At 42.8% G+C, this 26,470-nt stretch carries 32 protein-coding genes; 7 read left to right on the top strand and 25 right to left on the bottom strand.

Features of this window, described 5'->3' with window-relative positions:
• Nucleotides 1-119 precede the first annotated feature (119 nt).
• Together V6W81_RS02910 and V6W81_RS02905 are read right to left on the bottom strand one after the other, a co-directional pair.
• Nucleotides 120-614, bottom strand: a complete 495-nt coding sequence (locus V6W81_RS02910; RefSeq protein WP_338541486.1) for a hypothetical protein — start codon at nucleotides 612-614, stop codon at nucleotides 120-122.
• A 138-nt stretch (nucleotides 615-752) separates the two neighbouring features.
• Entirely contained in the window at nucleotides 753-1,514 is a 762-nt protein-coding gene (locus V6W81_RS02905; RefSeq protein ID WP_338541485.1) for a kanamycin nucleotidyltransferase C-terminal domain-containing protein, read from the bottom strand.
• 244 nt (nucleotides 1,515-1,758) lie between these two features.
• On the opposite strand from V6W81_RS02905, the gene V6W81_RS02900 reads away from it, so the two are divergent.
• Nucleotides 1,759-2,313: a stalk domain-containing protein gene (locus V6W81_RS02900; protein WP_338541484.1), complete on the top strand. Its 555-nt coding sequence runs from the start codon at nucleotides 1,759-1,761 to the stop codon at nucleotides 2,311-2,313.
• A 60-nt stretch (nucleotides 2,314-2,373) separates the two neighbouring features.
• Nucleotides 2,374-3,045 carry a hypothetical protein gene (locus V6W81_RS02895; RefSeq protein WP_338541483.1) on the top strand — a complete coding sequence of 224 codons (672 nt, stop codon included), beginning with the start codon at nucleotides 2,374-2,376 and terminating at the stop codon, nucleotides 3,043-3,045.
• 50 nt (nucleotides 3,046-3,095) lie between these two features.
• Here V6W81_RS02895 and V6W81_RS02890 read toward each other — a convergent pair whose 3' ends face one another.
• Complete coding sequence (locus tag V6W81_RS02890) at nucleotides 3,096-4,178, bottom strand: nucleotidyltransferase domain-containing protein (RefSeq protein WP_338541482.1); 1,083 nt, start codon at nucleotides 4,176-4,178, stop codon at nucleotides 3,096-3,098.
• Between the two features lie 158 nt (nucleotides 4,179-4,336).
• Entirely contained in the window at nucleotides 4,337-4,603 is a 267-nt protein-coding gene (locus V6W81_RS02885; protein ID WP_338541481.1) for a CD3324 family protein, read from the bottom strand.
• A 335-nt stretch (nucleotides 4,604-4,938) separates the two neighbouring features.
• Between V6W81_RS02885 and V6W81_RS02880 the strand changes: the two genes are divergently transcribed.
• Nucleotides 4,939-5,409 carry a winged helix DNA-binding protein gene (locus V6W81_RS02880; protein ID WP_128100146.1) on the top strand — a complete coding sequence of 157 codons (471 nt, stop codon included), beginning with the start codon at nucleotides 4,939-4,941 and terminating at the stop codon, nucleotides 5,407-5,409.
• A gap of 149 nt (nucleotides 5,410-5,558) precedes the next feature.
• Nucleotides 5,559-6,986, top strand: coding sequence for an MDR family MFS transporter (locus V6W81_RS02875; protein WP_338541480.1), 1,428 nt, complete (start codon nucleotides 5,559-5,561; stop codon nucleotides 6,984-6,986).
• Between the two features lie 160 nt (nucleotides 6,987-7,146).
• Here the strand turns inward: V6W81_RS02875 and V6W81_RS02870 are convergent, their stop codons facing one another.
• Nucleotides 7,147-8,169, bottom strand: a complete 1,023-nt coding sequence (locus V6W81_RS02870; protein WP_338541479.1) for a stalk domain-containing protein — start codon at nucleotides 8,167-8,169, stop codon at nucleotides 7,147-7,149.
• A gap of 223 nt (nucleotides 8,170-8,392) precedes the next feature.
• Between V6W81_RS02870 and V6W81_RS02865 the strand changes: the two genes are divergently transcribed.
• The gene (locus V6W81_RS02865) at nucleotides 8,393-8,863 is read left to right on the top strand and encodes a hypothetical protein (protein ID WP_338541478.1); all 471 of its coding nucleotides are present in this window, start codon (nucleotides 8,393-8,395) and stop codon (nucleotides 8,861-8,863) included.
• Between the two features lie 205 nt (nucleotides 8,864-9,068).
• On the opposite strand, the gene V6W81_RS02860 is transcribed toward V6W81_RS02865, so the two are convergent.
• The 5 genes from V6W81_RS02860 to V6W81_RS02840 form a co-directional block, all read right to left on the bottom strand.
• The gene (locus V6W81_RS02860) at nucleotides 9,069-9,536 is read right to left on the bottom strand and encodes a DMT family transporter (RefSeq protein WP_338541477.1); all 468 of its coding nucleotides are present in this window, start codon (nucleotides 9,534-9,536) and stop codon (nucleotides 9,069-9,071) included.
• A gap of 20 nt (nucleotides 9,537-9,556) precedes the next feature.
• Complete coding sequence (locus tag V6W81_RS02855; protein WP_235540523.1) at nucleotides 9,557-9,991, bottom strand: DMT family transporter; 435 nt, start codon at nucleotides 9,989-9,991, stop codon at nucleotides 9,557-9,559.
• Nucleotides 9,992-10,110: 119 nt separating this feature from the next.
• Nucleotides 10,111-10,425: an ArsR/SmtB family transcription factor gene (locus V6W81_RS02850; RefSeq protein WP_338543925.1), complete on the bottom strand. Its 315-nt coding sequence runs from the start codon at nucleotides 10,423-10,425 to the stop codon at nucleotides 10,111-10,113.
• Nucleotides 10,426-10,539: 114 nt separating this feature from the next.
• Entirely contained in the window at nucleotides 10,540-10,872 is a 333-nt protein-coding gene (csaA, locus tag V6W81_RS02845) for a chaperone CsaA (RefSeq protein ID WP_338541476.1), read from the bottom strand.
• A gap of 47 nt (nucleotides 10,873-10,919) precedes the next feature.
• Nucleotides 10,920-11,831: a DMT family transporter gene (locus V6W81_RS02840; RefSeq protein WP_338541475.1), complete on the bottom strand. Its 912-nt coding sequence runs from the start codon at nucleotides 11,829-11,831 to the stop codon at nucleotides 10,920-10,922.
• A 157-nt stretch (nucleotides 11,832-11,988) separates the two neighbouring features.
• On the opposite strand from V6W81_RS02840, the gene V6W81_RS02835 reads away from it, so the two are divergent.
• Complete coding sequence (locus V6W81_RS02835; protein WP_338541474.1) at nucleotides 11,989-12,888, top strand: AraC family transcriptional regulator; 900 nt, start codon at nucleotides 11,989-11,991, stop codon at nucleotides 12,886-12,888.
• Between the two features lie 45 nt (nucleotides 12,889-12,933).
• Here the strand turns inward: V6W81_RS02835 and V6W81_RS02830 are convergent, their stop codons facing one another.
• The 15 genes from V6W81_RS02830 to V6W81_RS02760 all read right to left on the bottom strand — a co-directional run bounded on the left by V6W81_RS02830 (nucleotide 12,934) and on the right by V6W81_RS02760 (nucleotide 25,564).
• Nucleotides 12,934-13,116 (bottom strand): hypothetical protein, encoded by a 183-nt coding sequence (locus V6W81_RS02830; protein WP_338541473.1) that lies wholly within the window; start codon nucleotides 13,114-13,116, stop codon nucleotides 12,934-12,936.
• A 71-nt stretch (nucleotides 13,117-13,187) separates the two neighbouring features.
• On the bottom strand, nucleotides 13,188-14,486 hold the full coding sequence (locus tag V6W81_RS02825) for an ABC transporter permease (RefSeq protein WP_310140957.1): 1,299 nt from the start codon (nucleotides 14,484-14,486) through the stop codon (nucleotides 13,188-13,190).
• The gene (locus V6W81_RS02820; RefSeq protein ID WP_338543924.1) at nucleotides 14,479-15,381 is read right to left on the bottom strand and encodes an ABC transporter ATP-binding protein; all 903 of its coding nucleotides are present in this window, start codon (nucleotides 15,379-15,381) and stop codon (nucleotides 14,479-14,481) included. Before V6W81_RS02820 ends, V6W81_RS02825 begins: the two co-directional genes overlap by 8 nt.
• Nucleotides 15,382-15,401: 20 nt before the next feature.
• Nucleotides 15,402-16,298, bottom strand: a complete 897-nt coding sequence (locus V6W81_RS02815; RefSeq protein WP_338543923.1) for an ABC transporter ATP-binding protein — start codon at nucleotides 16,296-16,298, stop codon at nucleotides 15,402-15,404.
• Nucleotides 16,299-16,314: 16 nt separating this feature from the next.
• A complete protein-coding gene (locus V6W81_RS02810) occupies nucleotides 16,315-16,704 on the bottom strand; it encodes a GntR family transcriptional regulator (RefSeq protein ID WP_056695568.1) in 390 nt (129 codons plus the stop codon).
• Between the two features lie 94 nt (nucleotides 16,705-16,798).
• Nucleotides 16,799-17,512 (bottom strand): hypothetical protein, encoded by a 714-nt coding sequence (locus V6W81_RS02805; RefSeq protein WP_338541472.1) that lies wholly within the window; start codon nucleotides 17,510-17,512, stop codon nucleotides 16,799-16,801.
• A gap of 346 nt (nucleotides 17,513-17,858) precedes the next feature.
• Nucleotides 17,859-18,230, bottom strand: coding sequence for a hypothetical protein (locus V6W81_RS02800; protein WP_145050339.1), 372 nt, complete (start codon nucleotides 18,228-18,230; stop codon nucleotides 17,859-17,861).
• Nucleotides 18,231-18,341: 111 nt separating this feature from the next.
• Nucleotides 18,342-18,806 carry a DUF420 domain-containing protein gene (locus V6W81_RS02795; RefSeq protein ID WP_128104282.1) on the bottom strand — a complete coding sequence of 155 codons (465 nt, stop codon included), beginning with the start codon at nucleotides 18,804-18,806 and terminating at the stop codon, nucleotides 18,342-18,344.
• Nucleotides 18,807-18,894: 88 nt separating this feature from the next.
• The gene (ctaG, locus tag V6W81_RS02790) at nucleotides 18,895-19,821 is read right to left on the bottom strand and encodes a cytochrome c oxidase assembly factor CtaG (RefSeq protein WP_338541471.1); all 927 of its coding nucleotides are present in this window, start codon (nucleotides 19,819-19,821) and stop codon (nucleotides 18,895-18,897) included.
• A gap of 106 nt (nucleotides 19,822-19,927) precedes the next feature.
• Complete coding sequence (locus V6W81_RS02785) at nucleotides 19,928-20,248, bottom strand: cytochrome C oxidase subunit IV family protein (RefSeq protein ID WP_056695579.1); 321 nt, start codon at nucleotides 20,246-20,248, stop codon at nucleotides 19,928-19,930.
• Between the two features lie 3 nt (nucleotides 20,249-20,251).
• Nucleotides 20,252-20,878, bottom strand: coding sequence for a cytochrome c oxidase subunit 3 (locus tag V6W81_RS02780; protein WP_056695581.1), 627 nt, complete (start codon nucleotides 20,876-20,878; stop codon nucleotides 20,252-20,254).
• On the bottom strand, nucleotides 20,875-22,725 hold the full coding sequence (gene ctaD, locus V6W81_RS02775; RefSeq protein WP_338543922.1) for a cytochrome c oxidase subunit I: 1,851 nt from the start codon (nucleotides 22,723-22,725) through the stop codon (nucleotides 20,875-20,877). The genes V6W81_RS02780 and ctaD overlap by 4 nt, the downstream gene beginning before the upstream one ends.
• 71 nt (nucleotides 22,726-22,796) lie before the next feature.
• Nucleotides 22,797-23,849: a cytochrome c oxidase subunit II gene (coxB, locus tag V6W81_RS02770; protein WP_056695632.1), complete on the bottom strand. Its 1,053-nt coding sequence runs from the start codon at nucleotides 23,847-23,849 to the stop codon at nucleotides 22,797-22,799.
• 592 nt (nucleotides 23,850-24,441) lie between these two features.
• Nucleotides 24,442-25,203, bottom strand: a complete 762-nt coding sequence (gene map, locus V6W81_RS02765) for a type I methionyl aminopeptidase (RefSeq protein WP_338541470.1) — start codon at nucleotides 25,201-25,203, stop codon at nucleotides 24,442-24,444.
• A gap of 172 nt (nucleotides 25,204-25,375) precedes the next feature.
• Nucleotides 25,376-25,564 (bottom strand): hypothetical protein, encoded by a 189-nt coding sequence (locus V6W81_RS02760; RefSeq protein WP_017690840.1) that lies wholly within the window; start codon nucleotides 25,562-25,564, stop codon nucleotides 25,376-25,378.
• A 397-nt stretch (nucleotides 25,565-25,961) separates the two neighbouring features.
• Between V6W81_RS02760 and V6W81_RS02755 the strand changes: the two genes are divergently transcribed.
• The gene (locus V6W81_RS02755) at nucleotides 25,962-26,243 is read left to right on the top strand and encodes a hypothetical protein (RefSeq protein ID WP_056695583.1); all 282 of its coding nucleotides are present in this window, start codon (nucleotides 25,962-25,964) and stop codon (nucleotides 26,241-26,243) included.
• Nucleotides 26,244-26,470: the final 227 nt, after the last annotated feature.

Genomic DNA, 26,470 nt, shown 5'->3' with positions numbered 1-26,470 from the left:
AGATTTCTGTTGTTTTAGTAATCCAAATAACTTTCAGCAATTTTCGTCAATGTTTCTTTACTTACTTGATCTGAATTTGCCCGCACGGTGTAACTATATCTTTGTTTTTTGTCTGGGCTCTAGTATATCCATTGCAACTCGATTGCGCGCGAAGGAGCAAATTCTGTTTGAAGCATTTCTACACCCTTCACATATACCTTTTCCTGTTTAAATTCAACTTTCTCGTCGATATACGATGTCGGGTCGCTCTTACCCGTCAGATTATGGATCATAGCCTCGATTTTATCTTCGCCGTTTTGATACGTAACAGATAGATGGGCAACCTCATCTGTCATTTCAACCGGCATCATTGCATAACCCTGCTTAGACTTTTCGGCCTGTTGTCTCAGTCTTGTAGTCATTTCCTCTTTTTCCTGCAAAGAGGGTGGGTTTACATCATACGCAGTTTTGAAAAATACATCCGCCTGTTGGTATGTATAATCCCCATTGATCTTGTCTGCAACCTTAATTGATTGATCTGTAATCGTATCACGCAACTTAGTCTCATATACAACTTCCCCATCTGTATTCGTCAAAGAATGATACTGGACTGCCGCATAACCCGTGGTGGCCATTAACATCATTCCAACAAACGCAAAGGTAAAATTAATACCAGACCTATCCTGCCCCTTAGCTGAACAAAAACAGCTGATTATATTGATCAGCTGATTTCTTTGTTTTACGATGCGATCGGCTCCTGTTATCTTACGCTTTCACAAATCTAGAACATCACTTCGATATTCTATTCTTAAATCCTCAAGCAAACTATTCAAACCACACCATAAGTTCTCACAAAGCAAATAAAGCTCTTCCTTATCAGCTAACTCACCACTTATTACTTTTCTCGCCAACTCAACATATCCTTCTGGCTTGATCGGTTTTTCCATAGATTCTTCCAGAGTTACGGCTCTACTGGTGTAATACCGTTTATTCATTAATCCAATCAATTTAGCCGTTTGCCATGTTAGATCAAATACAGCACGGGGCAGATAAGAGAGGTTATTCGAAGCTTTGGCATTTCGGATCTTACCCATAGTCTCATATGGCTCCCAAATCATAAATTCTGCTATTACTTCTCTAAACCTTTCGTCAGATACTGAGAGCGCAATCTCCTTCGCCTTAGAAAAAACGCCATTTGGGTCGTACAGGGAGGTAATATGTACGAAACTTCCCGCTCTAAGCGCCCATCCATCGTCGATTACGCTTGCTTGATGAAACCATTCGGATTTTTGTTTGGTAGAGAGCTCTAATTTGAACGGATGAAAAATTAATTCACGAGTAGGTATATCCGCTCCATCTCTACTAATGATGTGCAATTCTATATCTGAATAAGGTCCCTCTCTATCTTGAGCAACTGAACCATAAATACCGATAGCCTCAATGTCCTTATCGTACTTTTCTAATAACTTGTTCTTAATCTCATCTATAAAATCAAATTTTACTTTACGACTCGTTTCAGCTGGAAAAGGTAACATTTGCATCCTCCTAGCATCTGGATTTCCTTCATTCTATCATCCATCATACTAACCTGCCCGTGGAGAACATGATTATCTCTCTATTTAATCTGGAGCTGTATACCTCAGAGTTGAACGTGACGAGGAAGAGGGCTAGAGAACCATTTATATTGTTTAATAGATCATTGGTTTATAAAGGAAACATTTCTCCAGCTTTACGCGTTTATATTACATGCACGCCAAATTTTGTAAGGAGGACATCAAGATGAAACGGTTTATTTCCCTATTGTTGATGTTATCTTTCGTTGTTAGTGTCGCTTCCGTTGCTTCTGCAGATGACCAATCTTTAGAGGATCTGTCTTTTGTTGAACGCGCGGCTCATACGTACAATTCTTCATTGAAAAAGTCCGTATTAAATGTCTCGAAGTCCGGTAAGTTAACTACAACGGAGTATAACTCTATTTATATTCCAGTAAAGGATGTCTTTAAATCCTCCGGAGCAACAATTCGATGGGATGGGAAGAACAAGATAACGACTATTACAAATCAAGGGCATGAAATAATCCTTAACTTCTCTACAAAGACTGTGATCCCTAGAGAGAATCAACTCGTTGTCCCTAAAGAGTGGTTACAATTGAAAAATGGAGCCTCATCCATTAATGCATTTGTCTTAGCCTATCTATTTGAAGTGTACGCAGATGACTCAGATCAAGAAAGAGTTGAATGGGAGAAACAACTTGAATTTTTGGATATTAAACAAACGACCGGTATTGGAGGAATAGACGGGTATATGCATGTTTTTGTTGAGTTTAATGATTAAGCATGTATTTATCATTCTGCCTCTTCATATGAGCGGTCTGGTTAGAATGGAGGTAATTTAGTGAGATCAAAATCACAAAAACTCACTATAGTTGGTGTGGCTCTTGCCTTAGGGATTGGTGCGGGTGTCTATGGCTTGGCGGCCACATCTGCTGATACTAGTCCCTCTAAGGATTTAGTTGCGGCTATAGGTGTAGATGGAAAAGAAGGTTACATCAAGACTTCAGACATGAATCAAGATTTGCCACAAACCCCTGAGGAAGCTATTCAGAGTATGAACGAACCAAAAGTCGATAAATATATCAACCTATACGATAGCGATGAGAATATTATCGGAAAATTCCTACTTGAGAGTTCAGAAGATTCGAACACTCCAATGGAGATTGACCTAGAGTTAGCAAAGAATACGTTAGAAGAGAGCGATCGTCCCGCGCTGGATATACTCGAAGAAAATTTGATCGCTCTCGTACAGCATGATCGCAAACTTTATCGATCTGGTTTTGTCGATGACCAACTGGCAGATGCTATGGACTTTTATTATGGTGAACAGTTCCAATATAAGTTCTCAAGCATCGAGAGCATTGAGAAACATGCATCGATCAAAAATCAATTACATATTACTGTTCTTGGTGAACGTCTGGATACAACAACCGATTCGGTTGAACAAGTAAGAATGATGTATGCGATCCGGCAGAGTAAACAAGGAGATTGGGACATCTATACCATTGATTAATGGTATGTTGTCCCCCTTTCAGGGGACTTATTACGAACTAGAATTTAAGGTCAACGATTCATAAAATGGGCATACAGTTGCTCGAAGGATGTAAAACGTTCGATTTCTCTGCCTACCTTACCATATTCCTGAGCATACTCATCCATCACTTCAAGGAACTTCTCTTGCATAACTGTTAGATCACTTGCATCAAAGTACTGCATAAGATCAAATTTCTTAGTTCCGATCTTCGCAGCCATTTCATCAAGATAGCCTTGTGCTCCAAAAGCTGAAAGAAATACATAAGGGGCATCGTTGGTTAACACACCGTTCAACATTTTGTTGCGGTAGTTGCACCACAATTCTTCGTATGTTCCCTTCAAATTATCATAGGTCGGAGCAGGTCTAACGATTAACGTATCACACATCGTGCTGTGTAACTTCGTAACGCTTTTCAATATGTTGAAAGATGCTAATCGAATATCTTCAATGGTATGCGCTTCAATGACTGACATGTAAAGGGATTCGAGATCATCCGGAACATAGCGCAACGAACATATCTCTTCCAAATATCGCTTGATTCCTCGTTTAATGCACGTGTTATTCATGCTAACCAACGCATTGACTAGATTGTACAGAACGTCGGCAGATGCATGTCGCACGGAGCCAATATCTTCACCCAGCATCGTATCGCTGTAGGCTTGCTTAGCCAGATCAATCCATTTTTTCGCTCGCTGAAGACACGCTTCTCCTATTGGGTTCGCAAGTGCATCAAGAGCCTTTTGCTTGAATCCGTTTAATTTCTCCAAATCCTCAGGTTTGGCATAGTAGAGTACTTTGAGCTCGGTTAGGCTCGATACGTTGGGACTTTCCAAGGTGGATTGCTCATGTATTCTTGTATCCCAAGGCGTGCAATAGATGTCATATCCAACGTCATCCAAGATGAAGCAATCGGATATCTCCCAGCCCTTATCGGTATTATTAATGATAATTAGATCCAGATCACTCTTCTCGTGAAAGTCCCCGGTGCTAAATGAACCCGTAAGCCCAATAATGGCGATATCGTCTTGGTAATCTCTTTTTACGCGTTCGATCACCATGTTGATCAGCCGTTCATTTTTGTCCAGCAGCTGTTTCATTATGATTTCGTTCATTTCACTGCCCCCTTCTCCTAATGCAGACGTCCTTGGATCACAACAACCTTAACTTGAGTCTATCGATTTAGAGATGCAGTTACTATGTATAAGTTGATTTAATTCATCTCTGCACAAAAATCCGCTATACCGTCGATACGACGATGTAGCGGATTCCATTAGATCTTGGTATAAACAATCTTCTTAATACTTTCACAGGACAAGAAATACCGCTCCGCCAACTCGTTTATGCTGACTCCATCACGGAATAAGGATTTAATCTCAGCGTTTCGAGCAGAGACTTTACTCTTACTGTGTGTTTTTTCTCCCCATTTGAGATGTGTCTCTTTAGGTTTGGGGATATATACTAATTCGCCCTGAACGTATTCTTGGATGATCCGTAGCAATTCTTCCGGGAAAATCGACTCGGCTTTTGAATATTTCACGTGCCTCACTCCTTATTTAATAAATCAATAAGGTGCAAAGCCAGTTCGTAGAATATTACAACTCGTTGTTGGCAATTGGGTTGTTGCTAATCTCTATGCAAAGCATTGCCATATCCTTCACTGGCTTTGCATAGAGCCATGCATATAAGAATCCTACCCCAATTGTTTTCAATGGCCTCACCTCCACAGAAAATAGATAGCTGCTAACTGCTATTATATCAGAGCTTGTTGTTGAATTGTTTGCCATCCATGCTCATGTGGGTGACACGATTTGATTTTAAATGATAAAAGGTTATAGTTTATCTTAGGAAATAACTCATATGGGGTGACTAACCATGAACAAGCAAGAACAGGTCATGATGGATTTCAGGGACTTATTCAACAAATTGGTCTGGATTAATAAATCGAAGATGGAAAGTAGTCTTAAAGGATATAAGCCTTCTGAAGTCCATTGCATTGAATTTATAGAGAAAAATGTAGATTCCAACGTAACCAAGCTGGCAGAATCCCTGTATATGACCAAGGGTGCCATAAGTAAATTAACGAAGAAGCTCATCGAAAAGGGTCTGATCGAAGATTATCAAAAAGCAAATAATAAGAAGGAAGTCTTTTTTAGACTAACCGAGCAAGGCAGAACCATATATGACATTCATGAGAAACTTCATACAGAGTTTCAAGAGAGAGATGAATCTGTATTTAATCATGTAACTGAAGAACAATATGATAAAATGCTGAACTTCATTGAAGTGTACAGCAAACATTTGGATATGGAAATAGACAAACAAGGTTTAGATCTAACGAAGTAAAACCAATAAAATGAGTTAAAACCAAGAGCAACCTTCTCTTTAGAGAAACGGATGCTTTTTTTATTTTTCATTTATTGTTGACAAGGAAACAAAACAAGAGTAGATTTTTAGTTGATGAGGAAACAAAATTCAATTTAAAGGAGCATAACATGACATCAGACAACGCAAAGGAACCGGGAATACCCAAACATATTCTTATAACAGCTTGGGCAATTGCCCTTGGAGCAATCGCTCCTATGCTTGACTCTACCATGGTGAATATTGCTGTAAATCAACTAACAAAAGATTTCCATACAACATTGGATACCATCCAATGGGCCATTACTGGATATATTTTAGCCCTTGCGATTGCAGTTCCTGTATCCGGATGGCTTATGAATAAATTTAACGGCAAGAAGGTCTTTGTTGGGGCTGTAATTGCTTTTGGTGTGATTTCTGTCTTAGTCGGAGTTAGCTGGGATATTTCAAGTTTCATCCTCTTCCGTTTACTTCAAGGATTCAGTGCCGGAGTCATAACCACCTTGATGTTTACCCTCTTAGTTAAAACAACCGGGCAACAATATTTAGGCAGAGTCATGGCTATTGTGAGTACACCTATGATCTTTGGCCCTATCTTGGGACCGATCATCGGTGGATTCATCGTTCAGGAGGCTTCTTGGCAATGGATCTTTTTCATTAACGTGTTCATTGTATTGATCTCCGCGCCATTAATGATCAGAAAGATTCCAGACTTTGAACCCTTCAACAAAGAAAGCAAGCTCGATTTAGTTGGAATTATCGTTTTATCCTCGATGAGTGTGGCTTTAATTTACGGAATTACCAAAGCAGCAGATCATGCCACTTTTAATAATGACGAAACGATCTTGTGGATGGGAATTGGTCTTGCTATGGCTATCATTTATTTCGTCTACAATCGGATTAAATGCAATCAGACCGTTCTACCTGTGAATTTGTTTGCACACAGAAACTTTGCAGCATCAAGCGCGGGGCTATTCTTAGCACATATCGCTATTATGGGTCCGATGTTAATACTCCCCCTGTTCTTTCAAACCTTTCGAGACTTCACAATGATTCAAACAGCAGTTGCACTCATTCCCCAAGGCGTTGGTATGCTTGTCACTCGGCCTTTCATTGGAAAAATGATTGATAAAGTGGGTGCAAAATATGTACTGCTCGCCAGCCTTATTCTTTCCCTTATCGGATCTATTCCATTTATATTCATCTCGGATACGACAAGTATGATCTGGATCTCGGTCATCCTGTTCATCCGTGGCGTCAGCGTTGGAGGCATTAGTCTTCCATTGATGAGTGAAGCCTACACTGGACTCGACAGTAAACTGCTTCCTGAGGCAGGTGTTGGCATCAATATCATTGAAAATCTGGGTTCGAGCTTCGGCTCAGCGATTATTGCTACTGCTGTTGCGACAACCATACAAGGATTGCATCCAACGATTGCAAATCAATTGAAGGGGTACCATATCGGTTTCCTTGTAGCTACGATGATCCTAGCGTTGATTTTCATCCCAAGCCTGTTCCTCGCCAATAAAAAGGCCAAAAGTACACCTATGTTTGAATGAGGTGAAGAACGCGTTTAATGTAATGGAGACGATTGGGGTTGTCGCTATCTATTGCGTTATTAGTTAAATAAAAGCAGCGATCACTCCGATCAGCTGCTTTCTTGGTTTTATTATTGAATTATCGTTTCTATTGTTCGTTTAAGATGGTCTACATAGCTGCTTATTTTTTGAAAATCACGACCATATGCTTGCTTCCCATATATTCAACGGAAGTATTTAACTGCTCGGCCACAAAACGAACAGGAACGAACGCACTGCCGTTCTTCAGAAGTAAAGGAGCATCTTGCATCACCGTTTGCTGGTTTACTTTTACCTGCCTGTTCCCTACAACCCAGCGAATCGTTTTACCATCCTTCTGAATCGTTACCTCTTTGGTGCTCTGGTTCCAATTCACGGCTGCCCCAAGCTTCTCGGAGATGAAACGGATCGGCACATAGGTACGTCCGGTCTGAATAAATGGCGCTGCAGTAATACGATAAGCACTTTCTCCAACATAAGCAGTCGTGCTGCCGATCACCAAGCGCTGTGTCTTACGCTGACCGCTAGGCAACTCATTTCCTGCCATTTTCACAAATAATTTAGTTGTTTTCGATCCCTTGCTTAAATCTAAATAGTTATTTTGCAGTGCAAGTGGTTCAATGAATGCACCCGTATCATAATACGGTAAAAAACCACGTTGTTGGAGCGGCTCTAAATCCCAGACTCGATTGTTCTTCAAATAGAGGTAAGCCAAACTTTGAAGATTTCTCAACGGCTCCAAATCATATATTTGGTTAGATGATAAATTCAGAGTAACCAAGGCAGTTAATTTAGACAAAGGAGCAAGATCTTTGATGTTATTATTCGCAGCTTCGAGGCTCCTAAGCTTAACCAATCCTGTTAGCGGCTTTAGATCAGTGATCTTGTTGGAACTTATGGACAACGTGCTCAGATTGACCGCATATTCCAAACCCTGCAAACTCTTAATTCCTTTACCCGATAGATTAACATCGGTCAGTGACTCTAGATCCTCTTTTGTTAGGGATTCATCATCGTTTTTATTCAATAATGACTTAAGCGCTTGTTCTAGATTGTGATCCTCAAAAGCCAAAGGCTGTTGGTTAGACGCCTCCATGTAAGCCTGAGTTGGTAAGCCCAAACATAGGACAAAAATAATTAATAATCCGGGAAGGTATTTCTTCATTCTGAACATTCCTCTCTAATTACTGTGTAAACTAGCCCATTGTTGCTTGAATTAAGACGCAATTTGCATAGAAAAGTTGTATTGAAGAGTAATGGGGATTTTGTGTTATTGTCCTTTGAAAAACCAGTTGTACAGCAAGTAAAGCCAAATAGGCTCTTACCATTGTAGTGAATATACTGTTTTAAAGTAGGAAATAATTGTTGGTATGAAGGGTGGGGACACTATGTTCAAAAAAATATATTTAATAGCCTTTGCAATGACTATTATTTCAGGAGTAGCATTACTATCCAATTCACAAGCAGATACCTATCCAGCAATGGAAACCGTTAATAAGACAGATGAAATCCCTGTTAACACGAATATTTCAACAAATAACGTGAAATTCGAAGAACCCGTAAAAAACGTAGAATCCGTAGAATCAAAAATCGCAAACGGGGATTCTACTCAATTCTATACACCTCATGGCATGTTCGTGCGAGCAGATGAACAAAGTATCTTTAAGGAATCGGAGATCGCAAGAACTATAGATGAAATCGAACCCAATACGAATCAACTGATTTTTGAAGGCAAGTTTTTTTTAAAAGTAGATGAAGCAGAATTTTTTAAAAATTATCCCAATTCGTTGCTCTTAGGTAAAACCTTAAATGATGAAAACCCGACTGATCCTGATGTTCCATCAAGTTCATCAAAATAGTCATTTCATAAAGAAGGAGCCATTGTTTTCGACAATGGCTCCATTTTTTATATTGGAATTAACGTGACTCCAGTAAATGTTTCTACTTCCCGCTGCTGTTGTTCCCCAGATATTCACGATAAAAATCCAGTGACAAAGGCAGACGCTTTGGCTCCTACAGCAGTTCCGAATTTCTCCTCCGTCTCTCTACAGATATTCGTATATGTTATCTTATGCTCTCTGCTCTACCTGTTTTTTCACTAAAAATCAGCGCCAGTGCAACTAACATCAGTACAAGTGAAACGCCCCGTTGCCACGAGAAATTGATGATTTCACTACCGAATAGACCCATAGCATCTATCACAAATCCTGCTAACAGTTGTCCAACAATTGCAGTTAGGTTGGCAGGAGTAACACCAATCATATTTACAGAAAATGTTGATAAGAACAGGTAACCAAATCCCAAGAAAACAGCTGCCAATTGCAACTTAGGTGCATGAATGAGATCGAAAAGATGTCCACTTCCAAAAAAAACAACGAGCACAGCTAAAACTAAGGCGCCAGAAGCAAAGGTAAAGAATACTGTTTCTAACAGTCCAATTGTACGACTGATCTTACCGTTAAGGGAAGATTGGGCTCCAAGCACAGCACCACCTATTAACGTCACAATTACAATTAATAATCCAATTCCCATAATAAAATTCTCCTTCTTACTTAAAATAAAGTAAACACCAGTGCGGCCAACATGAGTATCAAGGCTGCCACTCGTTTAGAACCAATCTGTTTACGAGTACTGCCGAGCCAACCAAAATGATCAATTAACATACTGGTAACCATTTGTCCTACAACGATGGCAATCATAGAAATTCCTACACCAACGATAGGAACACCAATAACCAAGGTCAATAAGTACGTAACGCCCAAAACACCACCAATTAGATTCCATTTAGGAAATGTGTTGATTAGCTTTAAGTTACCCCGTCCAAAAAAAATAAGAAGGATAAGTGCAATGATCGCTCCCATAAAGAAGTTATAAAAGTTCGTCTCTAACGCCCCAACCTGTTCCCCTAGCTTGCCATACAGAGCTCCCTCAAGACTGAGTAAAGCTCCAGTAAAAATAGCAATGATATAAAAAATTATTTTTTTCACGTACGTCATCTCCTGTTTTCAAACCTGATCCATACTGGATCATGATCACTTATTGTTAATTTAGATATCGAGAATAATCGATAAATTAGAACAAAAAAAATGGTTGCTTTTTTATTTTTTTAGATTTCTATTTCCATAAATTCAATTACTGCTCGAATAAAACTTTCATTTCGCCTATAATACGTCCACTGACCATAACGTACAGACTCTAGTAAACCCGCCTTTTGCATTATGTTTAAATAGTGGGATACCGTAGACTGAGAAACCTTGGCTTTTTCTTGAATATCACCTACGCACACTCCACCATCAAAATTCTCCTCCTTCGGAATGTGTGCGCCTTGTTTAGGAAAGTGCTTCTCCGGCTCCTTCAACCACTTCAGAATGTTTAGACGAGTCTCATTTGATAAAGCTTTGAATACTTCAATTAATTCCATGAAACTTAGTATATCGTCTTTTCTCGATATGTCAATCAAGTTATTTTCATATGCCTTTTTACTTTTACTCAATAGCCCACCTAGGAAGTAATCCTTTGGTGGGCTTCAGCTAGTTTATCCGATTTGTGTTCCATTGGGTACATCAGAATCCGTTTTTAACAGTACAACGTCCCCTGCTTCCGGCACTCCGCCCAGCACCAAAACTTCTGAATCAAATCCTGCAATCCGACGAGGTGGAAAATTCACAACTGCTACAATCTGTTTACCGATAATTTCTTCAGCTGTATACCTTTTTGTGATTTGTGCGCTGGAGGACTTAATACCAATTTCTGAACCAAAGTCAATCTCCAGTTTGATCGCTGGGACTTTAGCTTTTGCAAAAAATTCTGCATTAATAATTGTTCCCACGCGAAGATCCAGTTTTAGAAAGTCATCAAAAGTTGCCATTCATCATTCCTCCTAATGTAGAATTCCCCTGTTGTTTTCAAAAATAATTAATATGATAGACGCTTCGACGCTGAATATTGTATCGATTTTCGCCAAAAGTACATCAGCATCCCCAGTAATGTTATTAATCCACCTATAGACTGAAAAGTGGTGACGGTTTCTCCCAGGAAGAGATACGCAAGAATAATTGCTAGAACTGGTTCTCCAATAATACCTACGGATACCGTTGTAGCACCTATCGTATTAAGCAGTCGATTGAAAATATATTGGCCGAAGATCGTAGGAATAATCGCAAGGAGAACAAAATAGAGCCAGTCCGAAGAAGCATAGTTGCTTAAGGAGAAGCCCCTTAATATGCTGTAGACGAGCAGAACACTTCCTCCAAGAAAGAAAACTACGACACTATATAATTTTGCATCAATTCGTTTACTCAACTTTTGCCCTACTAGCATATAAGCTGAAATAGATATAGTTCCGATTAAAGATAACCCATCCCCAATAAGTGCTTCTCTAGATATACCGATATCTCCCCAGGCAATTATGATGGAACCAAGCAGCGCAGTCACTAAGCAGAGTACGCTCAGTACGCCGGCTCTTTCCCTGAAGACAAAATACGAACCAATCATGACAAACAGTGGTTGCAACGCTAAGATGACCATAGAACTTGCCACCGAAGTATACACGAGCGACTCCATCCAGAATAAGAAATGCAGTCCCAAGAGCAGACCGGCCAGAGAAAGCGCCGCCCATTCCTTGCCGTTCAAGCGTAAGGAGCGAATCGTTTTCCAAGGGACAAAAGGGAGCATAATGAATGCTGAAATGTAAAGCCTGTACATGCCTGCTATGGCGGTTGGTGTATCTGAAGATTTTATCATAATCGAAGAAATGGAAACGGCTAATATAGCGATAAAAAGAAGTCCATACGGATGAAGTAATAACGATGTTTTACGTTCTTTCACTTAAAACCCTCCAAGAGGTCTTATCCGATCATCTGTGCACAGGCTTCAGTGATAAGCCATAGCTATGATATGATAATATCACCGTTTCTATATAAAACGTGCAAGTATATCACTGAAAAGTATAGATATATCGTCATGAGAAGGGGGTTTCTTTAATATGTCAAAACCACTGCACGAGACAATTGCATATCCCGATCATTCATTTCCCTATATCATGTACACCCATACGCTCTATACAAGTGTTCCCGAAGGAAGAGGATTCAACGACCTGCACTGGCATGAAGAACTACAGATCACATTAGTCACAAAAGGAGCCCTCGTCATTCAAGTCAACGGCATTGACCATGAGTTAAAGACCGGGCAGGCGATTCTCATTAACAAAGGAATTCTTCATGTCACGACACAGCTGAGCCAGGATGGGGAATATGTAAGTTTTAACTTTCCCGAGAAGCTACTCGCGTTCCACGCAGACAGCACCATGGAAGAGAAGTATGTGCTCCCCTACACTCGTTCTTCTTTCGTTTCAATCGTGATCGCAGATAATACCGAGTGGGAAAAGCAAGCTTTGGATATGCTTTGGAACATGAGACGAGTATTCATTAGGAACAAAAATTGGGGTTGGGAGTATGAGATTTCGATTATGACCGTGCAGCTCTGGTTTAATCTAATATCTAATCTTTCGTTACCGCAAGAGGATGCGCCAAAACATGCAAAACGACATCAGGAAAGGCTGCAGCTTATGCTGAGTTTTATCCATCAGAACTACTCAAGTCCGATCACGCTACGTGAGATTGCCGATATAGCGCATTTGAGCATTTCGGAATGTACACGAAGTTTTAAAAGGACCGTTCACATGACGCCATATGAGTACCTTATCAAATATAGGATTAAAAAAAGCTGCGAACTACTCGTGTCCTCAGATGATACAATTACCGAGATCGCTGGCAAAGTGGGCTTCAATCATGTGAATCACTTCATACAATCCTTCAAAAAGGATCAAGGAAGAACCCCTAAAGGTTTCAGGGAATTCAGAAGTGAACTGGAGAAAACAAAATAATAGACGCTACTCCACTAGAGTAGCGCCTATCCCTTCATTAACTTCTTATTTCTTGCTACCAGCCATCCAGAGACCTACAGCTGCGAGAACTGCTCCAGCTCCCATCATCGCCCCTTGAACCGCATCCTTCACTACAGAACCTTCTCCATTGATGACTGATGCTAACAATAGAACAACTACTCCTGTGCTCATTAACTTATAGGACTTTGTATTTAATTGATTAATCATATTAATCGCCTCCATTATTTTTATAAGAGTTACGTTGTTGGTTGGTTTGTTTTTTGTTGTTTTGCAATTACTTAGATCTTATATGCTTTCATTGCTTTAAAGAGCTCTTTAAAGGTTGGGCGTTTACCGTACATCAGTACACCCGTGCGATAGATTTTAGCTGCGAGCCAGCCAAAGATCAGAATAGATACAGCGAGAATCACAAGTGACGTCAAAATCTCCCATGTTGGTGCAACTCCTGCACCGATCCGTACAAGGATCGCTGTTGGTGACGTAAATGGAATGAAGCTAGCTACTTTCAACAATAAAATGTTTGGTGTAGCGATACTGAAGATGGCGATGTAGAACGATACGAGCGACAGCATCGTAATTGGTAGAACCGCCTGACCAAGTTCCTCTGTACGGCTTACCATTGAACCAATCGCAGCAAACATCACTGCATACAAGAAGTAACCTAAGATGTAGAAGATGAGTCCATACACAATGACAGCCGTATTGATGTCACTCAGATTCATATTGAAATCACCTAGTACATCAACGTTATGAGGAAGCAACATATTAGCAGCAACTACGGCTCCGAAGATTCCGATCTGCAGTATACCTACTAAGAAAATACCAATGATTTTACCGAACATCTGACTCAGCGGAGACACACTCGTGATTAGAATCTCCATGATCCGGGAGCTCTTCTCTGCTGTAATTTCAGAAGCGATCATATTCCCTGTCATCATTGTTGAAGTGAACAGCAGGATGATCAGGAGATAAACAACAATGTAGTTAATCGGGCTCATACCATTATCCGATTCTGCACCGGCTGCCCCTTCTTCTGCACTCAGGCTTTCCTGAGTCAGCTTCACTGGCGTTGTGATCAGTTCTTTTTGTTCCGCTGTAAGCACGTCTTTTACAACCACATCAAGCTTCACACTTTGCAGAGCCGCTTCAATGGAAGCAATGATCTGCGGTGATACCTCATCCGATGAGTACAAGATTGGCTGCGGGAACTCCTGTCCAGCTACAGCTTCAAACTTCAAGTAACCATCGGTAAGTCCTGCTTCTGTATCAGCTTTTAGAGCAGCTTCATCCTTGTCACCACCCGCGATGAAACGGTAAGCTTGATCTCCTTGAGCTGAAGAGAAGCTCTCCAGTTTCTCTGACACTTCCGGCTGTCCTGATGTGAGAAGCCCGATGTTTACTGGGTGATTACCTGAAGCTCCACCACCAATTGAGCCACCGTTGAATAAAGTAATGAAATATGGCACATTGAGTCCAATCGTAATCAGAATTGCAAGTACAATCGTCGTTACCATGAATGATTTCGTTTTAACTTTGTTTTTGAACGTAAATCCCGTAATCGTTCCCATTTTATTCATTCGACTCACCTACCTCACGAATAAAGATTTGGTTAAGCGTTGGTTCCTTAATCTCAAAATGCTCGACTGTTGTCTGGGACATCGCATGTTTCAGAATCTCTTGAGCTGCATCAACATGGCTGATATGGATCATGTAGCCACGCTCATTCTGTTCTACCTTCGTTACTCCTGTTAACAACTCCAGACCATCCACTTGACCTACAGTACTTAGAGCGACCTGCTCACGTGGATAGCGACTCTTAATTTCCTTAATCTCACCCTGCACTACAGTGTTAGAGCGATGAAGGATGGTGATCTGACGACATAACTCTTCAACATGTTCCATACGGTGTGTGGAGAAAAGAATAGCTGTGCCTTCATCCCGTAATTCCTTAACGGTTGATTTGAGCAATTCCACGTTCACCGGATCCAGTCCACTGAAGGCTTCATCTAGAATAAGAATTTGAGGGCGATGCACGACAGCTGCGATAAAGCCCATTTTCTGCTGGTTACCTTTGGACAGCTCCTCAATCTTTTTGTCATAATACTCAGGAACCTCGAAACGCTCAAGCCAGTACTTCAGGCTCTTATCTGCATCCTTACCACTCATGCCACGAAGTCTAGCCAGATAATTAATCTGCTCACTAACCTTCACCTTCGGATAAAGTCCGCGCTCTTCTGGAAGATAGCCCATAATTTGTTGCAGCTCGGTATTGTACGGCTTACCGTTATATAGGATGTTTCCACCATCCGGGTGGATCAAGCCAAGCACCATTCGCATCGTGGTTGTTTTGCCTGCACCATTGGCTCCGAGCAGTCCGTAAATCTCACCTTCTTTTACATTGAGCGTGACTCCATTAACAGCTGTTTTGTCTGCATATTGCTTAACGACTTGCGTCAATTCTAATCGGTTCATCATTTATCGTCTCCCTTCGGTTATTTCCATTGTATGGGTGCATATCCTGCAATCCAGAATGCGAGTACTTCATCGAGCTCCAAGTTACGAATTTTCAGCACCTGATTACTGGACAGTTCCAACCTTTCCTGTGCTTCACTAACTCGGGTTGTAATAATCCGAACTAGGCCATTCTCATCTATAGAAGATTCCACAATACCGGGGATACTTTCTGGACGTAGGGCTCCTTCATACCAGACCTCTCTCCACTGATCGAGCACGCTATCTTTCTCCGCCATACCCAAGGATTGACCACGGTGCATCAGTACGATGTAATCCGCAAGCCGCTTGACCTCATCTGCGATATGTGTGGCAATCAGTATCGTGGTATCTCCCCCTGCCATGAAGTTCCGGAACTGCTCAACCATCACTTTCCAGGCAAAAGGGTCAAGTCCCGAGGACGGTTCATCCAGCAGAAGAAGTCTCGGACGCGCTGCGAGTGCAGCTGCAATCTCGTACTTACGCCGTTCTCCCTTGGACATCTTGATCAGCTTCACGTCCCTCGGCACGTCCATCTCTTTCATCAGCTGGTCAAACAGCTTCATATCCCAGCGCGGATACCAGTAAGCGCGAAACCGGACTGCTTCTTCCGCTGTAAGCTGGTTCTCTTCAAGCCCGCTGTTATCGGCCACAAAACCAATCTGTTGTCTCAGTTCTATCGGCAGCGGACCATTGTGTTCCTCTCCAAACCATATGATCTGTCCACTATCTGGCAGTACAATTTGTTGTAGCATGTTCAATAGTGTGCTTTTGCCAGAACCGTTATGACCGAGGATTGCAATGACATACCCTTCCGGGATGGTCAGATCAATCGGGCCAATCACTCTGCGTTTTCGCATTTTGGATACGCCATTCAGTTGAACAGCTACAGGTTCCATCATGGTACTCCCTCCCCTACTTCGGATAGATAACTCTTAGGGCTTCTCGGAACAAATCTTCCATTTCTTCTTCCGTACATCCGACCGATTTGCCAGACTGCACCGCAGCCTGCATCGCCTCCTGCGCAGCCTTTAATCTATAATTTTCTCTATCATTGGCTTCAACCTGGGCTACAAATGTACCTGTCCCCTGCTTCGTACGGAGCAGACCTTCATTCTCCAGATCCTGATAGACCCTTCTGACTGTAATCACGCTACAATTGAGCGCTCCGGCGAATTCACGAATGGACGGCAAATGCGTTCCCTCTCCTAGTTGACCCGTAATGATTAATGATCTTAACTGATTCTCAATTTGGTGATATAGGGGTTCAGCGCTGTTTTCATTGATTTGAATCGGTATCTTCACATTTTTGCACCTCGCCCTCCGGTACACCTCGTCGTGTTACAAGCTAGTAGCTCCGGTTCCTTCTCTATTCTCAATTCATCATTCTCTCGTTCACTTAACTTAAATCCCGACAAGCCAGCTTCTTCAATGTCACTCGACTGAATAGCCATAGTGTGGTTAAACCAACCACCAGAGCAATCCACATAATCGGGGATAATAGACTCCATCTTTTACTGTGATCAATGACAATCCATAATCCGTAGCTACCTGACAATCGAATCAATAAAGATAAACCGATGGTAAGTGGCAAGAGCAGCGCACTGAGAAGTAAGTATTTTTTGCCACTGAAGAGGAATTCTCCGTAGATGTACAAGCCTGTCATAAAAAGTCCATATCCTGTACATGTCATGGCAAACGCCAGATATTGATCCCATCGGAAGGCTTCCTCATGTAATCTGACTACATACAGTGATCCGTAGAAAAAGATCCCATTGTATGCAAACGTCATAATCGACTGCTGAAGTCTTGACCACATCACCGTTTCATTCGGGATCGGGAGTCTGCGGTAAAAGGCCAGCATCTGTGTATAGGAATCCTCCTGTATGTAACGGAATGAACGTCTGCTGAACAGGAATCCCTGAAAGGGCACCATGATTAGAAAAAAGGTATCTACAACAGGGTTAATGAAGCTAACCTCATGTTGCTGAATCAACATCACACCGCTCATGCTGCCCGTGTAAATCATAAAAATTGCACTCCATAACCACTGGAATCGATCCTTACTCATCTCACTGCGGGTCAACCACAACGCTTGCTTCCATGCGTTCATATGCACGCCTGCCTTTCAACTTTCATTCATGTAATGTGTGCTGTGTGCTCACTGTGTTTACTGTATATATCAATATACACAGTATACAGACCTAACACTTTTCCCGTCAACACTTTTTTTCCTGAATCAGGAAGTCATGGAGGATGAACGCACTACTCAAACTGCAATAAACAGCGCCACTCCGGGAAAAACAGCATATTTGGAACTTGAATAAATTCATGTTCAATGGGGTTATATTCCATGATTTTGCGCACAAAAAAAGACTGCACCCATAGTGTGTATATACACACTACAGACACAGCTTTTTCATTTTACCCATCACCTGATTATAGAAGAGGTCTAACCATTACACGAGGTTGTAGCCGCTAGGCAAACTACGGTTACTGCGAATTGCACGAATCTCAGCTAGTGTTAAGCGTTCATTCGTAGAGATTAAGGACTCCACATCATTGCCACGAATCAAGTCATCCAAGTCTCTCAAGCTGGTGTTCCCACGGTAAACACGGAATCCACCCTGGAAGTTAGGTCTTGTGAACACAACGAGTGTTGCATTGGAGCTTGTCGAGAAGAAACGTAGACTCTCAACGCCTCCAAGGATGTTCTCCAAGTTGCGCAGACCCGTGTTGCCACGATAAATCCGGCTTCTTCCTGTGAAGTTCTCATCTGAGTACACCGTGAGACGTGGATACGTTTGACTGACATGGACTGTTTTTTTCATTTGTTGTATCCCCCTCTCAAACTCATTCTATGAATGTGTTCAAGAGGAAGCGTGGACGAATCTTCCACTAGATTCGTCCATTTTCATAGATTCGCAGTTTACACGGTACATTCACACGCCAAGAATAACTTCCCACACAGGTCGGGTGTGCCCGCCTGGATAAAGGATATACAGCAGAACGTACACGATCACACCCGTCATGGCACTGCTGAACCAGATCATAGATGTGAACCGCCCCCAGCGGCGGTGTGTTTTGAACTTCTTTTTGAACCCAAGCACAAGTGTTGAGATACCGAAGACTGCGGCCACAGTTGCGAGAATAATATGAAAGATCAGAAAGATTCGGTAGAAGATCTCCATATCTGGTTCGCCGCCCCAAGCTGTGTTGCCCACAAAGATCGTTCGAGACATATAAATGACAAAAAATATTAATGCCGCTACTGCACCTGCCACCATCATGGACTGATGCGCTTCCCGTTTACCACGGATAATAAGTATCCAGCCGATTCCCACCAGCACCGCACTAATCACAATGAAAGACGTGCTGATCGTAGGCAGTAGAAAATACATATCCATCATGTATCCCCCTTTATTCATATCATGCGAGTTCGGATAAGTTAGTTTTCTTAGGAGACTCTTAAACAATACTGTATAGCAATATTTATTATTTTGTAGCAGGGTTAAGTGGTACCACCGGCGGCTCCGCTCTATGGGAATCATCCTCGTCATCTTCCTGCTTCTCCTTGCGGTACCATTGGAAGAAAACAAGTGCAAGCATGGATACGAAGATTCCCTCCTGAATGAATTTCATAATGATGCCACCAACTTGCTGATCCTCTTTGGCAGAAGACAGAAAGTTGAAGAACGCAGGCCCTCCGAAGGATCGAAGCAATGCCGATGTATCGCCTGATACACAATATCGCATGGCCTCAGCCCATACAGCAGGATTGCTATAGGTTGCATATAAAGGCTCGGAGGCGAAAATAATCAAACCACAGGCAGGCGTAAGCAACACCATATTGAGAAAAATAAATCCAACTTTGGACAGTCCAGATGCCTGTCTGCCTTCCGGTAACGGATTAAGGAGCGTCCACCACATCAGCATTGAAGTGATGAACAGCGCGATGTAATACAGACGATGAACCGTGAAATTGAGCATGACATAATCATGCACTACCGGCAGATGATAGATGGAGAACAACCCATTAAACATTAGGGCTGCCACGATCGGATGAGCTAGAAAAGATAACTGCCTGGTTGGCAGATAGCTTACGATTTTACGCCATACCCAGTTAGGTAGTCCTTTCATAAGCAGTGGTGGTGCTACCAAGTAAGATAGAGCCATGCTGACCATATGAAAGCTAAACATGACATGACCCAACAAGTTGAAAGGCCCCGCTTGAGCTAGATAAAAAACGATAAGTCCTGTAATAAATAAAACTCGCTGTCCCACAGTCGCTGGCTCTGCTCCACTGACCTTCTCACTCACTGGCCCTACCAGCACGAGATAACCCGCTCCGATAAGTAGAAATAACGCCAGAATCGTAGGGCTCCACAGATCGTTAAAACTAAAATATTGCAACCCGAGCATACGGGAAACCTCCCCGTGAACTAATTTGGTTAGTGCCTATACGCCTATCCTGCTGGTGCGCCAAAAAGGGGAAAAGACGGCGACAATAAGCCGCCGCCATCTCCTCTTACCACCAAACCCAATAGAGTGCCATAATAATGCACGTAAATGCTACGAAAAATCCAAATGCCATGAACAGAATAGGCATTAAATGACCTTTGTCTTTCATGTGCATCCAGTAACCGAGCTGTACAAACACCTGTAAGATGGCCATGACGACCAGCAAGATGATCGTAAACGTTGCATTCACACCACCGGCCTTAACGGCTGCGAATGCGATCAGAGTCAATATGATGGAAAAGATAAACACTACGACGTGTTTCTGTGGCCCTTCCGTCCGGTGACGATGTTTCACTGGTTCCTGATCTGCTTTATCCTGTACCGACATGTGTTACCCCACCTTTCCGAGCAAGTACACGACCGTGAAGATAAACACCCAGACAACGTCGATAAAGTGCCAGTACATTGCAGAGACGTACACTTTAGGTGCAGTTACGACCGTCAGACCTTTTTTGAACAATTGCCCAATAATAAGACCGATCCAGAGAATACCAAAGGCTACGTGAGCTCCATGGAATCCGACTAGTGTATAAAATGCCGAGCTGAATGCACTCGTTGTCATACCGAACTCTTTGTGCTTCACATATTCATAAAACTCATAGATTTCGAGTCCTAGGAACCCGAGCCCTAGCAAAACCGTAATGCCGAGCCATAACGTGAGTGCCTTCACCTTACCTCTATGCATCGCCTGAATGGCAAATACACTCGTCAAACTACTGACTAAGAGGATAACGGTTGCTGCTGCCACCAGAGGTAGATGGAATAGCTCATTCGCAGTCGGCCCTTCATTGGTCTGATTCCTGAGCGCAAGGAAGGTAGCGAAAAGGGTTCCGAACAACACGGTCTCGCCGCCGAGGAACAACCAGAAGCCGATGAGCTTATTGCGTCCCTCCAGCGTTGCCTTCTCCGGTTCATGCGGCAAGTTACCGTTCACAGGTTCAGCATGTGATGTTGTCATTTTCTCGCCCCCTTCTCGTCCTGATCCTCTGGCTCAATATGCCAGCCATGATCATCATAGAGTGAACGGAGCATCATGGCTCCAAATGTAATGACAAGTCCTATAATGAGCACAATGTAATTGTTAAATAGTCCATTCATGAACGCATTACCAAAGTCATCCTTACTGAACATCAGCCCAAGCCCAGCAATGAATATACCAACAGACATGACAAACGGTAACGGTGTTGCAGATGGCATATGAATTGACCCTACCGGCTCAGCCGGTGTCATTTCTGTGTTCCCAGCCATCTTTTCCTTCCAGTATGCATCAATACCGCGTACAAGCGGCGTTTGCTTGAAATTGTACTCTGGCGGTGGAGATGGAATCGTCCATTCCAACGTACGGCCATCTTCCCACGGATCATTCGGTGCATTCACCGGTTTCTTCGTCGTAATAACGATGTTGACGAGGAAAATGATGACACCAACCCCCATCAAGAATGCCCCGATTGTACTCACGAGGTTAAGCAGGTCGAAATCCTGATTTGGCAAATAGGATACAATCCGGCGCTGCATACCCATCAGTCCAAGGAAATGCTGCACGAAGAAGGTGAGCTGGAAACCAATCATAAATGTCCAGAATGTCCATTTTCCTAGCGATTCGCTGAGGATACGTCCAAACATTTTGGGCCACCAATAGTGAAGACCTGAGAATATACCCAGCACCAAGCCACCTACGATGACATAGTGAAAGTGCGCTACAACAAAGTATGTATCATGGAATTGGAAGTCAGCCGGAGCAGACGCCAACATGACACCCGTTACGCCCCCCATAACAAAGGTCGGAATAAATCCTACCGCGAACAGGTTCGCCGCTGTAAAACGAATTCGTCCTCCCCACATGGTGAAGAGCCAGTTGAAGATCTTGATTCCTGTCGGTACAGCAATCAGCATGGTGGAGATGGAGAACAATGCGTTCGCAATCGTTCCGAGACCCGTAGTGAACATATGATGCGCCCAGACCATGAAGCCCAAGAACGCGATCAGGATCGTTGCAAACACCATGGAGCTGTAACCAAACAATCTTTTGCGTGCAAACGTTGGGATAACCTCTGAGATAATCCCGAACGCTGGCAAGATAAGAATATATACTTCGGGATGACCAAAGATCCAGAAGATATGTTGCCATAACACGGGATTTCCCCCGCCTGCGACATCGAAGAAATTTGCATCTAATATCCGGTCAAAGGTCAACAATACCAATCCAACTGTAATTGCAGGAAAAGCAAATAGGATAATAGCAGAAGTAATAAATGTGGTCCATGTAAACATCGGCATCCGCATGTATGACATGCCAGGCGCACGCATCGTTATAATCGTGGCGAGAAAGTTAATGCCCCCGATGAGTGTCCCTAGACCTGCAATCTGAAGTCCGATCGTATAGAAATCGACACCGTGGGTTCCACTGTATTCACTGCCCGATAGTGGCGTATACGATGTCCATCCGGCATCAGGTGCACCACCCATGATCCAGCTCAGATTAAGCAACAGACCGCCGAACAGGAATGTCCAGAAGCCCAGCGCGTTAACGAACGGGAAAGCTACATCCCGTGCTCCAATCTGCAATGGTACAACCGCATTCATAATGGCAAATATAATCGGCATAACACCTAGAAAGATCATCGTGGTTCCGTGCATCGTAATCAATTCATTGAAGACCTGTGCTGAGACAAAATCATTCATCGGCTTCATGAGCTGAATCCGAATCAAAATAGCTTCAATCCCACCGATGCCGAAAAACAATCCGCCTGCAGCTAAGTAAAGAACGGCGATTTTTTTGTGATCGACGGTAGTGATCCAATCCATCAAGCCACGGTAACGCTTGACGCTATGAGCTTGAGCCAAGGTTGTGTACCCCCTTTATCGTCCTTGCTGTTCTATTCATAGTCCAATTTATAATTGGCCAGATATTCGGCAATTCCGTCGATCTCTTCATCTGTAAGTCCGAGGTCTTTGGGACTCGGCATCGTATTGCCTGGCTTCACGGATTGTGGATCATGCAGCCATTCTTTCATGTTATCCAAGACAGGTTTACCTTCTTCTTGTCCCTCGCGTTGATTAAGCAAAATGCCTGCGACGGATTCCTTGCCACCAATTCCTGTGAGATTTGGCGCAACTGGGCCACCTTGATCACCTACAGCATGACAAGAAAGGCAATTTGTTTTGAATTTTTCAGCCAATTGCGTGTCTTCTGGAAGAACAGCAGGTGCTTTCATTTCAGCGACCCATCTGTCAAAGGCCTCAGGGCTGACCGCTTTTACTTTAAATTCCATGTAGGCATGAGACCTACCGCATAATTCGGCACACTTCCCGCGGTAAACGCCTTCATTCGGTGCTGAGAAGCTAAACTTATTCAGTGTTCCATCTGGGTTGGTGTCCATTTTACCCGCAAGTGACGGCACCCAGAAGGAATGAATCACGTCAGCGGTTTTCAATTCGAATGCGATCTTCTTGTCGGTAGGAATAATGAGGTCTTGAGCGGTGGTTACGTCATATTGAGGATAAGTAAATTCCCACCAGTACTGATGCGAGGTGACTTTGACCTGTACTGCATTTGGATCATTGGACAGATCTGCGCCTTGAGCAAAGATCTCTTTAACCGTTGGTACAGCTAGTACAATAACAAGCAGTAACGGAATGGCTGTCCATATGACTTCGAGCTTGAAACTTCCTTCGACCTGTTCGGGTATGTCATTCTGTCCAGACCGTCTGCGAAAACGGATCAATACATAGGCTGCAATGGCAAATACAATGATGAGTACCACGATCATAATCGCGATGGACAGCTTCATCAGATCATATTGACCTTGCGCCACAGGACCCTGAGGTTTCATTACAGACAAGTCTTCCCGCCCGCATGCGGATAGCAGCAAAGAGAACACCGCCAGCAAGGGGAGAATTCGCTTTGCAACCTGCCACTGTTTCATCATTGATCTACCCCACTTTTTTACGTTTTCGTAGATTACCGTCTTTGTCCCAAAAACATGTTGCTCTTCCGTTCTGGCACAATACGTATAATCCTCTCCGTCATATAGAACGGTTTCCAGAAATAACGCTTCCATCGACCCCTTAATTCCCTTCAAAGGGCATGTCTACGCATTCTTCCAATTCATTCTATATGGTTCAATCACATATTAAATATAAGTTGAGGGTATGATTTTGTCAATCTTTGGACACATGTTCACAATTTGTTCACTTTATGTAAAAAACCGCACCACAACTAGATTTGCAAGCGATTTCAGTAAAAAAACCATTAATATAAATTTGAAAATTTTTGCCAGATTTCGGTGATTGAGCGTATTTTTCACCAGACTTTTATCACACACAAAACATGCGAAATTATGCAAAAGGAAATGAACCACTCCCTGGTAGGATAACTTCCAGTTATACAGGAGGGAAATTTCACTCCACACCGTTCTATTAGCCATTCGAAGCGGCGTGGAGTAGCACTCCTCCCTTTCTGAATTTAACGCTACTTCCAACTATCCTATAAATGATCTTGCTTAGAACACATTCTCTATATTATGTTCCATCTGTTAAGATCCGTGGGCCATTGCTCGTGATCGCGATCGTGTGCTCGTATTGAACTCCCCAGCTCCCGTCCACCGTTCGCACAGTCCATCCATCTTCGTCCCACACCACGACTCCTGAGCTGCCTTTGGTGAAGATCGGTTCAATCGTAATGACCATACCTTCGGTCAACATCTGCCCTGTGCCACGTTTGCCATAGGGTAGTACATTGGGCGGTTCATGAATGTATTGACCAATTCCATGACCAATGAGCGGTTTCACAATGCCATATCGATATAACCTTGCTGAGCGTTCAATGGCATTGCCGATATCCCCCAGCGTATTCCCAGGTACAGCTTGGGCTATAGCACGGTGCAGTGCCTTCTCTGTACGTTTCATCAATTTACGCATCGACCGCCGCTGTTCCCCGACCCCATATGTCCAGGCAGAGTCAGCAAGCCAGCCGTCTTTATTTACAACCATATCGATAGTCACGACGTCGCCTTCAGCCAATTCCCGTTCACTAGGAAAACCGTGACAGACCACCTCATTGATAGATGCACAGGTCGCATAAGGGTATCCCTTGTATCCTTTTTGTTCAGGCGTTGCACCGTTCTTCGCTAGAAATTCTTCCACTAATTCATCCATGTCCCGTGTAGTTACACCAGGTGCTAACCGCTGTTCAATGAGCTTGTGACAGTTGTGCAGGATTCGCCCTGCTTCCTGCATGTAGCTAATCTCTTCTTTTGTTTTCAAAATAGGATCCACATGCATACATCCTTCCTGGAAGTTGTGTACTTCCATATATATGCAAGCTTCACGCAACAAAGCCCGAAAAGTAATGGTAAACTCTTCAGGCTGAAGCAAAAAAAACCGTCTACCGGAGCTTAACGCCCGGAAGACGGTTCTATTCATATCGGAACAGTAAAATTCTAAGTTAAGTGCTTCAGGATACGGAAGAATCCATCTTGACAAGCTCATGCTCGACCACAGAAGTCAATTCTTCTTCATACCCACCCGTAATCCGGTATTTTCTCACGTACTCCTTCACGAATTTTTTTGGATCCTTAGGACGGAAAATCCGAGTCATTTCCCTCAAACTTTCTTTGACCTCATTGTGACCTTTCGTTGCCATTGTAATTCCCTCCCAAAACGTTGAAAGTGAATGCTCCGTTTAGAGAACGCCGAATAAGTCTTAAATGCCATTCATGAAGTTGTGTGCGCGGCTTAAAGCAAGCTTTAGGTCGGGAACCTCGCTAAAAGCAAGTACCTGACACTATAAATACCCGATATGATTCAAGTTGAATCATAATCTTATTGTAGCATATTCGGAAGTATGTTACGACTTGACGATTTTCCTTAATATTTATAACGGTTTTTATACCGAAAAAGTTTAATTCCGAATCATATTTAATGCATATGCCTATTGTATACGGAATTAATGTATCCAGCATAACGCGTAACTATTCGGGGGATATTATCACGGACAACCATTATAGTTAAATTTCTGGATTCTGAGGAGGCGCCGTTTCATGGAACGAAAAGAACAGGACATGTTGCCCCTTTCGCATGAAGTCGTGGAAGTGGACGGAGTTTACATCAACGAAGCAGGACGCGAGGAGCATCTGCATAGAGGTCAGCATTTTCCCGCCGATCCCATTCTTGGCAAGACAGAGTGGAAATTGACGGAGTTTGCCTTTGAGAACCATCATGATGGTCGTACGGACGAACGTTTGGTACCCAAAGAGAATGATACTGACAAAATCGGTAAAGTCACGAATCCACGTAGACAGCTTGAGCAAGGCGATAATTAATCTTTAGGGTAACCAGAATGATAAAATCTTAAATAGTAGCTCTGGGGGCAGACACAGCCGTATCGCAAATGGGTCTGTTCCTCCATAGCTACACCAACACCATGTTAAATGTAAATAGCTTTCTATACACTAGATATAGCAACACAACATACATACATACATACATACATACATAGATCTATCCATTCATTCAATCCTTCATCATTCCGGTTCAGTTCTGTCCCTTC

The sequence above is a fragment of the Paenibacillus tundrae genome (assembly GCF_036884255.1).
In the GTDB taxonomy this organism is placed as follows: domain Bacteria; phylum Bacillota; class Bacilli; order Paenibacillales; family Paenibacillaceae; genus Paenibacillus.
Note: the sequence above shows the minus strand (reverse complement) of the source record. Positions and strands in the feature narration are given on the sequence as shown.